Annotated in this window: 9 protein-coding genes; 8 read left to right on the forward strand and 1 reads right to left on the reverse strand. The window is 36.5% G+C overall.

The window, feature by feature from the left end:
* Nucleotides 1–555: 555 nt before the first annotated feature.
* From M3212_RS21130 to M3212_RS21145, 4 genes are all read left to right on the forward strand, one after another.
* Entirely contained in the window at nt 556–1,896 is a 1,341-nt protein-coding gene (locus M3212_RS21130; RefSeq protein WP_251195900.1) for a murein hydrolase activator EnvC family protein, read from the forward strand.
* Between the two features lie 215 nt (nt 1,897–2,111).
* Complete coding sequence (gene copZ, locus M3212_RS21135; RefSeq protein ID WP_003321466.1) at nt 2,112–2,318, forward strand: copper chaperone CopZ; 207 nt, start codon at nt 2,112–2,114, stop codon at nt 2,316–2,318.
* A gap of 221 nt (nt 2,319–2,539) precedes the next feature.
* The gene (locus tag M3212_RS21140; RefSeq protein WP_251195904.1) at nt 2,540–4,993 is read left to right on the forward strand and encodes a heavy metal translocating P-type ATPase; all 2,454 of its coding nucleotides are present in this window, start codon (nt 2,540–2,542) and stop codon (nt 4,991–4,993) included.
* Nucleotides 4,994–5,051: 58 nt separating this feature from the next.
* Nucleotides 5,052–6,374 (forward strand): cell wall-binding repeat-containing protein, encoded by a 1,323-nt coding sequence (locus M3212_RS21145; RefSeq protein ID WP_251195901.1) that lies wholly within the window; start codon nt 5,052–5,054, stop codon nt 6,372–6,374.
* A 321-nt stretch (nt 6,375–6,695) separates the two neighbouring features.
* Here the strand turns inward: M3212_RS21145 and M3212_RS21150 are convergent, their stop codons facing one another.
* Nucleotides 6,696–7,970 carry a hypothetical protein gene (locus M3212_RS21150; RefSeq protein WP_251195902.1) on the reverse strand — a complete coding sequence of 425 codons (1,275 nt, stop codon included), beginning with the start codon at nt 7,968–7,970 and terminating at the stop codon, nt 6,696–6,698.
* A 456-nt stretch (nt 7,971–8,426) separates the two neighbouring features.
* Between M3212_RS21150 and M3212_RS21155 the strand changes: the two genes are divergently transcribed.
* The 4 genes from M3212_RS21155 (at nt 8,427) to M3212_RS21170 (ending at nt 12,011) form a co-directional block, all read left to right on the forward strand.
* A complete protein-coding gene (locus M3212_RS21155; RefSeq protein WP_012960958.1) occupies nt 8,427–8,621 on the forward strand; it encodes a hypothetical protein in 195 nt (64 codons plus the stop codon).
* The gene (locus tag M3212_RS21160) at nt 8,621–9,133 is read left to right on the forward strand and encodes a hypothetical protein (protein ID WP_012960957.1); all 513 of its coding nucleotides are present in this window, start codon (nt 8,621–8,623) and stop codon (nt 9,131–9,133) included. Before M3212_RS21155 ends, M3212_RS21160 begins: the two co-directional genes overlap by 1 nt.
* Before the next feature lie 223 nt (nt 9,134–9,356).
* Nucleotides 9,357–10,301, forward strand: coding sequence for a cysteine synthase A (cysK, locus tag M3212_RS21165; protein ID WP_251195903.1), 945 nt, complete (start codon nt 9,357–9,359; stop codon nt 10,299–10,301).
* Between the two features lie 621 nt (nt 10,302–10,922).
* Nucleotides 10,923–12,011, forward strand: a complete 1,089-nt coding sequence (locus tag M3212_RS21170) for a PIN/TRAM domain-containing protein (RefSeq protein WP_003321458.1) — start codon at nt 10,923–10,925, stop codon at nt 12,009–12,011.
* Nucleotides 12,012–12,282: the final 271 nt, after the last annotated feature.

The following is a 12,282-nucleotide window of genomic DNA, read 5'->3' on the forward strand; positions in this document are numbered from 1 at the left end:
GATGTCTTTTTCCTTTCCTCAGAATTAAAAATGTCGAAATGTTTCGAATTATATACGGACATTATAATCGACTAATTCTGGACAGGCAATACCGTCAACTTTCGGTAATTTAAGGGTGTCAAAAACACCATTAAAATTAACCCAACTTTCTTTTATTTCTCCCTCATTCAAGAATAACTAGGCTTAATTCATCTTCCAAAGTTAATTAGAGAAATGAACTTAATTTAAACATTAAGTAAGCATATGAAATGAAACTGTAATATAATTGCTCAAAAATTTCTCTTCCTAAATGGTAAAATGATTCAAGATACGACAAGAAAAAAGAAATTCTATCAGAATTCAGCAAAATCCACCATGGATAAGATATATAAATAAGAGAAACTACTTATTTGAACTTTAAGCTATGCTCCAATCTTAATCTATGAAGCTACTGTTAAGAATTTCATATGAAATTCTTAACAGTAGCTTTGACCTGAAAACAAATTTGGATTAATATTTGAACTTTTTGAAATTAACTAAACGAAATCTTAATGACTATCAAGGAGAGAATATTGTATGAAAAAGAAAGCCAGGGCTATAGCGATAACTCTATTGCTAGTAGGATCTCTTACCGTAGATCCTTTAAACCAGACAGTATTAGCAAACAGTGATATACAAAGCAAATTATCTGACATTGAAAAAGAACGTGAAGGAAATAAAAAAGAAGCTGGGGAGAAGCAAATAGAACTCGAACAATTAGAGCGAGAGAAAAAAGAAATCATAAATGAAATTGAACGATTAGACCATGAGTACGCAGAAACGAATCAAAAAATTCGCGAGAAGCGTGCAGAGATTAACCAAGTTAGAGAAAATATAGAAAAGTTACAAGCAGAAATAATTATCATTGAAGAACGTATAACAGAACGTGACAAATTGTTAAAAGATCGAGCTCGCTCTATGTATCAGTCAGGTGGCTCAATTAATTATTTAGAAGTAGTCTTAGGGGCCAAATCTTTTGGTGATTTCTTAGACCGTTTGAGTGCCTTAGCAGTCATAGCCCAGCAAGACCGTAATATTTTAGATGCCCATATTGAAGATCATCTTGAGTTAGAGCAAGCTAAAGAGAAGGTAGAAAAAGAGCTGCAGACGTTAGAAGGACATTTGATAGAATTAGAAAATTTAATGGAAAAGCTTGAGAAGCAGCGTGATGAGAAAGAAAAAATAATGAAATTAGTCGAACAACAAGAGGACGAGCTACATACAGATCTAGGTGAACTCGAAGGAGCAGACGAAATTTTACGTGCTCAAGAACAGGCACTTAAGAATGAATTAGCTGCACACGAAGAACGTCTACGCCGCGAAGCTGAAGAAGAACAAAAGCGTCAGAATGCCGAAGCTGCTGCAACAACATCTAGGAGTAATTCAGGAAGTGCGAACAACTCAAATTCCAATAATTCGAATGGAAGTACGTCTCAAGTCCATAGTTCACCGTCAGTAACTAGCTCTGGTTTTATGCGACCGGCAACAGGCTCGATCACATCGACATTTGGTCCTCGAGCTGTTTTTGGTGGACAAATGCATTATGGAATTGATATTGGTAAAAATGGACGGACTGGTGATGTTCCTATTGTTGCTGTTCAAGATGGAACAGTTGTCCAGTCTTATTATTCATCAAGCTATGGTAATGTGGTATTAATTGCTCACCAGGTAGATGGACGATTAATTACAACCTTATACGCTCATATGGAGAATCGTGAAGTTTCATCTGGACAACGTGTGTCAAAAGGGCAACGTATAGGACTTATGGGGAATACAGGCCAATCATTTGGTGCACATCTTCATTTTGAAGTGCATGAAGGTGGATGGAATGCGGCAAAGTCAAATGCTGTTGATCCGTTTCGTTATATACCAAGATAAGATATTAAAGGAGGGATGATTATTTTCATTCCTTCTTTTTTTATCCTTTTATATTCTGAAATTCTTAAAGTTAGTATGCATACTTTTTTGATCCCTCCTTCTGTTCAATAAGTGTTCAATTTCAACGAAGTAATTAACTTGATTACCGTAGGGGGGTATAGTAAACTTAGTTTGAAAAGAAAATATCATATCATTTATTTTAGGAGGTTAAAATAATGGAACAAAAAACATTAAAAGTGAACGGAATGTCGTGTGGGCATTGCATAAGTACAATAGAAAACAATATAGGAAAGTTAAATGGTGTCAACTCAGTAAAAGTTATGCTGTCTGAAGGGAAAGTAAACCTTAATTATGATTCTGGTGTTATTTCATTAGATCAAATTATTCATGAGATTGAAGAACAAGGATATGATGTAGAATGAAGTAGTTGCATGGGATCATATAAGTGAGGTCGCACGATTTTAGTACGACCTTCTTCACTATTTTCATTAGCTTTATCTAAATGAAGATACTTATAGAACAAAGAAGAATCTGTGATGTATCTCACATATTTTCTTTACATTCTTTTGGTAATCTATAAGGGAAATATGATCACAATAACAGTATTATTCGAATTGTAAAGGAGGGGAATCAGGTGAGTAAGATGATATTTTCGGTAAAAGGAATGACATGTGCCTCTTGTGTCAATCGCGTTGAAAAGATGATCTCAAAAGTAGAGGGTGTTCGATCTGTTAATGTAAACCTGGCAGCCAATCAAGCTCAAGTTGAAGCGGATGAAACAATAGAAATGTCTGAGGCAATTATAAAGGCTATTGAGAAGGCTGGATATGATGCTAAGCCCATTGATAACGATGATCAAAGAAAGGTTCTATTTTCTGTAAAGGGAATGACATGTGCATCATGTGTTACCCGTGTGGAAAAGGCTATTGCAAAAGTAGAAGGTGTGCAATCTGTTAATGTGAACCTGGCTGCTAATCAAGCTCAGGTTGAAGGAGAAAAAGGAATATTAGATCCCGAAGCTGTTATAAAACGAATTGAAAAGATAGGATATGAAGCATCAATTATCAATGAAAATGAACAGAGAGAAGAATCTGATGAGCAAGAGGTAGAAACGAGAAAGCTTTTAAAAGATTTTACAGTAGCAGCCGTCTTAACAACCGTTGTGTTAGTTGGTAGCATCCCTCACATGATGCATGGCTGGGGAGCATGGGTACCGACATTTTTGTCTAATCCTTTATTCTTACTTGTGTTAACAAGTTACATCCAACTCGTACCTGGTTGGAGATTTTACAAACATAGCTATAAGGTATTAAGAAATGGTTCAGCAGATATGAATGTATTAGTAGCAATGGGCACGTCAGCTGCATGGCTTTATAGTGGTGCGATGACGTTATTTCCGGATCAGCTTACGGCAATGGGCTTCCCGTACCAACTTTATTACGATGTCACAACCGTTATTACGACGCTTATCCTCTTAGGACGTTACTTTGAAGCGAAAGCAAAAGGGCAAACCTCTACGGCAATTAAGAAATTAATGAGTTTGCAAGCAAAAACAGCCAGAGTGATTAGAGATGGAAATGAACTCGAAATTTCTGCTGATGAAGTAAAGATTGATGATGAGATCATTGTAAGGCCAGGTGAACGTATTCCTGTCGATGGAGTCGTCACGAAAGGTAGATCTACGATAGATGAATCCATGTTAACCGGTGAGTCTATCCCAGTAGAAAAAGTATCTGGAGATGAGGTTATCGGTGCGACTATTAACAAATCTGGAAGTTTCCGTTTTCGTGCAACAAAAGTAGGGAAAGAAACGGCACTCGCACAAATTATTCGAATGGTTAATGAAGCTCAAGGTTCGAAAGCTCCCATTCAACGTGTCGTTGATTTAATTTCTGCTTACTTTGTACCGGCAGTCTTACTAATAGCGGTAGTCTCATTTATTGTTTGGTATTTTGTCGGTCCGGACCCAAGTCTGATTTTCGCATTAACTACCTTTATTGCGATTCTTATTATTGCTTGTCCTTGCGCGTTAGGTTTGGCAACACCAACAGCAATCATGGTTGGTACAGAAAAAGGAGCTGAAAATGGCATCCTAATTAAAAATGCTACAAGTTTAGAACGTGCCCATAAAATTAAGACTGTTGTTTTAGATAAGACCGGTACCATAACGGAAGGCAAGCCAAAACTAACAGATATCATTACAACTGATATAGTAAGTGAACAGGAACTATTGCAAGTAGCTGCATCAGTTGAAACTGCATCAGAGCATCCATTAGGTGAAGCCATTGTGGAAGCTGCCAAAGAAAAAGACCTTCCTATAAATGACCCTGAATCTTTCGAAGCGATTGTTGGTCACGGATTACTTGCCACATTAAATAACAAAGAAGTCTTAATTGGCAACATCAAACTGATGAGTAAATACAATATTGATTTGGGGTTATACGAAGAAAAAGCAATTACATTAGCTGATCAAGGGAAAACACCCATGTATGTTGGGATTGACGGGGAATTTGCAGGGATCATAGCAGTAGCTGATACATTGAAAAAAGGAACCATCCCAGCAATCAAAGCCTTAAAATCGATGGGTATTGAAGTGATTATGTTAACAGGCGATCATAAACGAACGGCCAAAGCGATTGCAAAGGAAGCCGGAATCGATAACTATATTGCTGAGGTGTTACCTGAACATAAGGCAGAAGAAGTAAAAAAACTACAAGGAGAAGGAAAAATGGTGGCTATGGTCGGTGATGGTATCAATGATGCTCCTGCACTCGCTCAAGCCGATGTAGGAATTGCCATTGGAACGGGGACGGATGTTGCGATGGAAACCGCAGATATCACTTTGATGCGTGGTGATATTAAAAGCGTTGTAACGGCCCTCAGACTATCTAAATCAACGATGAAGATGATCTGGCAGAACCTTGGGTGGGCATTTGGTTATAACATTGTCTTGATTCCAGTAGCAGCGGGTTTACTATATCCCCAATTTGGAATTCTGCTGAATCCTATGATAGCCGGAGCAGCAATGGCATTTAGTTCTGTTTCGGTTGTGTTAAACACTTTAAGACTTAAAAAATTCAAATCAACGATTGAGTAGAGTTAATTTGGATAAGATAAAGGCAGGAGAGATAAATGGAGTTATTCATTAGAAAGGAATGGATAAATTGAAAAAATCAAAAGCTACTAAGTTGATGTTAGTTGTCTCCTTCTTACTGTTAAGTATGCTCCTTGCCGCTTGTACCCAAGCCGAAGAAGATCATGCAGGGCATCAGGATATCGAAAAAAGCGAAGAAATGGATCATATGGACGAAGAGATGGATCATGAAGGGCACCAGGGTGACTCAGTTAACGTAGATAGATCGAATTTAGAACAGGAAGCGGCAAAAGCTCCGGAGAACCTCAATAATTTAGCAACTGATGAATTAAAGGTCGTAAATACTAAAAACATTACTCGAATAAATGAGGATGATCCTATCCAATTATCCATTCACGTTTCTCAAACTGTTTGGCCAGCAACCCATGAGGAAAATCAACCTGGGACAGTTATATTGGCTCCTTTAAATCAATGGCAATATTCCTTAGCCGCCCTAACGTTGGTTCACCATCCTAATGATGGTCCTATGCTGTATTGGGACGGAGAAATTTCTGACGATGTATTAAATGAACTCAATCGACTACAACCAAAAGGAAATAGTGAAGACATTCAAGTACTTGTGGTTGGGGATCTTCCAGAAGCGGAATTGAATAAATTAAACTCATATAATGTTGAACAAGTACAAGGTGAAAATGCAGCTGATTTCGCTAGAAACATTGAAGAAAAATTCACAGAAACTATTAACGAAGTTCATCCAAATGTAATAATTGGTTCTTCTGAGGAAGAAGCAAAAGAATATACGATTTCTGTTGGGAATTGGATTGCTCACATGAACGAATCTTTACTTTATGTTGATAATGATGGGATTCCTCATGAAACAATTGATGCTCTTAATGCAAGAGAGAACGGGGTAACGATCTATCTTGCAGGACCAGAAGATATTATTTCTGAAGAGATTGCTCAAGAGTTAGAAACTTATGGAACAGTCCATCGAATTGAAGGGGATAATCCAGTAGCTCAATCCATTGAATTCGCCTCATATAAAGATGCTGAAACAGGATTTGGTTGGGGAATTACTAGTCCTGGGCACGGTTTTGTGTTTTCATCAACTAATACACCTGAACTTGCCATTGCGGCTGCTCCTTTTGCTCATTTAGGAAAGCATGCTCCAATGATGTTGTTAGATGAAGGTGAAACCACAGATGAACTTTATCAGTATCTTGCCAAAGTTAAACCCGCATTTCAGGAAGAACCAACAGAAGGACCATATAACCATGGCTTTATAATTGGTACATTTACTGATATTCCATTTACAACTCAAGGTATATTAGATGAAAAACTGGAAATTGTCTCATTAGGTGGAGATGACCACGGAGGACATTAATAAATGGAGGAGAGGTTCCTATGTCAACCTCTCCTCTTAAAGTTCGGATTTCAATCTTATGTAAATTAGAGACTAGCAAAAGTTTAAAAATAATTTTATTAAATTAGTTAGCGTGTTACACGTTGAAATATAATTATAATGTTTTTTTGTGGGAAAGTAATTTGTTGGTAATGAATAAGGATTTATAATCGATTCCTATATTCCATGTTTTATGAAAAAAATGAGCTTGTCTCTACAAATTCAATGTGATTGTAAAAACAAGCTCTTCATATATAGCCAAACTACAATGTATAATTTCAGAATTGACTTACAGATACCTCATTAAGGTGAACTAAATTCAATATCATCGGGAATTTCAAACACCGTATCGGGAATGATTTCTCCTACATTATGAATGGAGACTTGTAATTCTCCACTAGAAAATGGAATTTTGTGTTCTCCTGCTCCGTACTGTTCTGCCCATCCCCCTGTTTCTATGGCAACTTCTAAAATTCCAATATCTTCTGGTCTCACATTCTCTATTTTAGACCAAACAAGCTCCATGTCAGCATCTAGTTCTTCCATATATAAAGTCTGATCGTCGTAACGGTATATCTGGTTCAGAACCTTCTCCCCTGATATTTCGGTCATTTGGCGAAAGTATGGTGCACTGTCAAGGTTTTTTGCCCAAATGTAAATATTCTGGTTTTCTTCATGGATAACCATTTCAAAATTTTGTGCATAATCTTCTGCGGCCTGGGTAAACTCGGGTGGTTCTTTTATCGTTCGATTGTCAAAATACGCAACCGTTCCCATCATTAGCACTAAAGGCATTGCAAACATTATGGCTATACCAATTACTGCAGCTATCTGGATAATACCATTCTTTTGTTTGCGTCCTCTCCGATGGAGTACAGTCTTAGTAAAGGCGCACGCCTGAAGTAAAACGACAAAAATAGCCATCCCAAGAAAAACATATAAGAACCAAATTGGAGGATACGCCCGCCAGTTAGGAGGTGAATATTGAAAGAAATAAAAAAGATACAATACACCGCGAATCATAACAATATAGAAAATAACATGTACTAATGTGGTGTGAAGCCACTTCCACGCAGATGCTCCGAGTAACTTTACTGCCCCGTCAAAAGAAGTAACGACAAGTAAGATGATCATAGGAGCTATTATAAGTCCCATCATGTTCATTATGCCAACCTCTGGTCTAAAGAGAATATATCCACCTACGTCTTCCATATATTCAAATCCAAATAATCTTGCCACATCCCAGCGCGCCCAACGGTCCCATATAGCGTAACCATGTCCGAAAGATAACACAGCAAACCATATACCCAATTCACGCCTCCAAGAATACAATCGTTTAATAGGGGGCCATAGTGTGGCAGCTGGTGAAATGATCAGGGTAAGGAAAAGAAGAACAAATGCCGCATGTGCCCATGCCCTCCAAAATGGATGATCAGCTCCCCAATCTGGGAATAAAGCAGGAACAACCCCCCATGCTGAATAAGATAGATAAAACAAATAAACCAATATAGCGGAAAATACCGCTACGCCTAGATGTCGAATAAAAATTAACCTTCTGCTTTCTATTCCATATATCATAATACATCTCCTATACTTTTTGAGGCTATAAAAGTCTGACAAATCAGCTATACACATATTTTGAAAATGCAATTTTTGTAAGGATCTTAAATATCAAGATGCGGATATTAGCTAGTATTTGTTCTTGTTTGCTTTATATCTTTTTAGCTATTCCTCTCCCTAAGGTAGTCATCACAAAAATCTAAGTTTCCTTGATTTCGCCTCTAGATTTTATATTCTAACCACATATTATAAATAAATTTTGTAGAAAGTTTGTAGAACGACACGTTTGTGTCTCCTTGATGAAAAATTATTAAGTGTTTTGTTAGTGGAATTGGAAAAAGGATATAACATATGAAAGAGAAGAATTCGATAAACCATCTGTTCTTTGATAGCTAAAAAGAGAAAATCTATTCATCGAATGTTCATAAAAAATTGTTATACTTAACTGTAGATTATAATTTGGAGGTTACCTAAATGAAAAAGTTTTCATCAGACACTAAAATTGATAAGGATATGGAAAATTCCGGCTCTGATTCTAACCATAGAACACCAACCTGGGTTAAGGTAATAGGAATCATTGTGATCCTCATAGCTGTACTAGTTATCATAATGATCTTCACAGGCGATCATGGACCAGGTCGCCATTTAGCGTCCGGAGGTAGTTATTAATGATTATGGTACCATGGTTTCGCAAATTAACACTCACGATACATATTACATCTACAGTTGGCTGGTTGGGAGCGGTATTTGGATACATAGCTCTCGTAATAGCTGCATTGACAACGCAAGATGTTCAAACGGGGCGAGTTGCGTGGAGTGCTATGGAGATTATTGGATGGTATGTCATTGTCCCATTAGCACTCGTTTCTTTTCTAACTGGGCTTGTCATGTCACTCGGGACCGCCTGGGGCTTATTTAGGCATTATTGGATTCTCTTTAAACTTCTTCTTACCATAGTTGCAACTGTTGTTTTGCTTTTAAATATGCCGACAGTTAGTTATCTAGCGAATATCACCCATCAGACTGGTGCTTTTAACTTTGATGGTCTGTGGGGCCAACTTCTTCATGCTGGGGGTGGATTAGTGGTGTTGTTTTTAACTATTATCTTGTCAGTATATAAGCCACAAGGAATGACGCGATATGGGAAAAGTAGGCAAAGTAAATTACGTAAAAACTATTAACAGTAAATGTCAGCTTATTTAGAGTACCTTATTTAGACATAAACTAACCGAAGAAAGTTTCCGGATTAGTAGGGATAACACAGATACAATTGAAGGTGTTTGATTAAGTTTTGTTTCTTCATAAAGAGTTTATTATTTTTTATATCTTTCATAGTTTCAACACATTTTAATCCTATGATAAATATGAACAATTAAAATATTAATTCTAAGGAGGAGTTTCATAGTGGATTTAAATCGTCCGAAGATAGCTAAAAACATCACAGAGTTAATCGGTAGAACACCCTTAGTTAGACTCAACGAAATTAGTGACAGCACATGTACTGAAGTTTTAGCAAAGCTGGAGTACTTTAATCCATTGTCTAGTGTCAAGGACCGGATCGGATTTGCGATGATAAGTGTTGCCGAAGAACAAGGTTTCATTAATAAAGAGACAGTCATAATTGAGCCAACCAGTGGGAATACGGGAATTGCACTAGCATATGTATGTGCAGCCAAAGGTTATCAGTGTACCCTCGTTATGCCTGAAACGATGAGTATTGAACGTCGTAATATTCTTAAAGCCCTAGGGGCAGAGTTAGTTTTAACAGAGGGAGCAAAAGGAATGAAAGGTGCAATTGAAAAAGCTAACGAACTAGTTGAAAGTACACCAAATGCGTATATGCCACAACAGTTTGATAATCCGGCTAATCCAGAAATCCATAGAAAAACCACGGCCGAAGAAATTTGGGCTGATACTGAAGGAGAGGTTGATATCCTAATTAGCGGGATTGGTACCGGTGGGACGATCACTGGTGTCTCAGAAGTACTAAAAAAACGAAAATCATCTTTCCTTTCTGTAGCCGTTGAACCACTTGCATCTCCTGTCTTATCTGGAGGAAATCCGGGGCCTCATAAAATACAAGGAATAGGTGCTGGTTTTGTTCCAAAGGTGTTAAATGTTGATAGCTATGATGAAGTTATTCAGATTAGTAATGAGGAGGCTTTTGAAGCTGCGCGTAAGCTTGCGAGGGAAGAAGGTATCTTAGTTGGAATTTCCTCCGGTGCAGCTCTTCATGCAGCTTCTATACTAGGTAAACGCCCTGAAAACAAGGGCAAAACTATGGTTGTTATTTTACCTGATACGGGAGAAAGATATTTATCTACTGCATTATTTCAGGAAAAAGAGTAAAATTCATTACGAATATATACGTTCAAGTCGACTCTGGTTCCAAAAAGGACTAGGGTTGTCTTTTTTATAATTCATACCGTGTTATTTATCATAATGGTTTTTATAAGAAACAATGAGTATTATTGCTAAAAATGAAGAACACGATTTAACCACAAGAAAATAATAAAAAGGATTTTAAAAGATGAGTTAATGAAATCAGCAATTTAACAGAAACACTATATTAAAAAGAAAATAAGTATTCCCTAATAAATTTAAATTCACGTTTTCTTCAAATTTATTGTCTACAATTAAGATAAAGACCAATTCGTACAAAGCAGTAATAATAATCTGAAATGCAAAATACCGACCTTTTTATTTGTTTAATCTCTGAACTAGTGATAGGAATGATAGGATTTTCCTAAATTTCCTGAAGTCCAATAAAAATGGTAAATTAATATATAAAAGTTTGCCGGAAATGTTAGAACTCCTTTATTTCTCTATTTAGCAAATCAACTCGACAAATTATTGTGTGCCCTAATTGTCATTATAAGTAGTTCAATAGATAGTGGAGTCCAGAAATCAGCTAACAGTTGAAAGTTGAAAGTTGAAAACTCCTCAAAAAGAAAAAGCAGGAGGTAAATAGTGTTAAACCGTCTTGTGCATTTATTATTTATATTTATTGGAGGAACGTTAGGTTATTTATTCATTCCAGAAATTAGTAATGTTTTAAGAGAAATACCTTTATGGTTGATAAATCCTTATGTAGGTACAGCTTTTGGAGTAATTATTTTCTATTATACGACATTTGGGCTGACTCATTATATTGTCAATTTAATGAAGCTAATGGAGGAATCCATAATTAAAGCACCAGTAACGGATGTGATATTTGGTACGATGGGATTGATTCTCGGACTTATCGTTGCGTATTTAATTGGAATTCCTATTAGTGCCATTCAAATTCCTGTTGTAAGTACAATTTCACCAATTTTTGTAACGATTTTTATTGGCTACTTAGGTTATCAGATTGGATTTAAGAAACGTCATGAGTTAAATAATTTATTTTCTTTAACAAGACACTTCAGTAAAGACAAGAAGAAAGCGGAAGAAGGAGCACATAAGAAAAACAGAATAGAAATGAAAATTCTCGATACGAGCGTGATTATTGACGGTAGAATTGCAGATATTTGTGAGGCGGGTTTTATAGAAGGGACATTAGTTATTCCAGATTTTGTGTTAGGAGAACTACAACATATTGCAGACTCGTCTGATAAATTAAAACGAATTCGTGGTCAGCGCGGTTTAGATATTCTTAATAAAATACGAAACAATTTACATGCTAATGTTGAAATTGAAATCTATGAAGGCAAATTTCCAGATATACAAGAGGTGGATAGTAAGCTAGTAAAGTTAGCAAAAGTTTTACCAGGTGTCGTCATTACAAATGATTTTAATTTAAATAAAGTATGCGAACTCCAAGGTATTAAGGTTCTGAACATTAATGATTTGGCAAATGCAATGAAACCTATTGTCCTACCCGGTGAAAAACTTAAGGTACAAATTATAAAGCACGGAAAAGAATATCATCAAGGTATTGCCTATCTTAATGATGGGACAATGATCGTAGTTGATGATGGCCAAGAACATATAGGGCAGAATGTAATTGTTGTTGTTTCGAAGGCATTACAAACAAGTACAGGGCGATTGATTTTTGCAAAGCCTATTTGCAGTTAAATTAAACAGGTCCAAACAGGTGCAAACACCTATTTTCAACTCAGTCATTTTGTAGATATGAAATAAAGACGTAATGTTTTAAAAAAAGTTCTAGCGCTTATAAAATACTTCTAGTGGTTTACTAGTTTGAGAATACCTGGTTATGGGGTAGCGTCAGGAAAATGCGGATTTACAACGCTAAGCACATTTTCGAGACGATTCCCCCATTTTTAACAACGTTAAGAAAATTTCAATGGTCTTAAAGAATCTAACGAGACCATTTTCTCGGAAT

The organism is Halalkalibacter oceani, assembly GCF_023715705.1.
GTDB lineage: Bacteria > Bacillota > Bacilli > Bacillales > Bacillaceae_D > Halalkalibacter > Halalkalibacter oceani_A.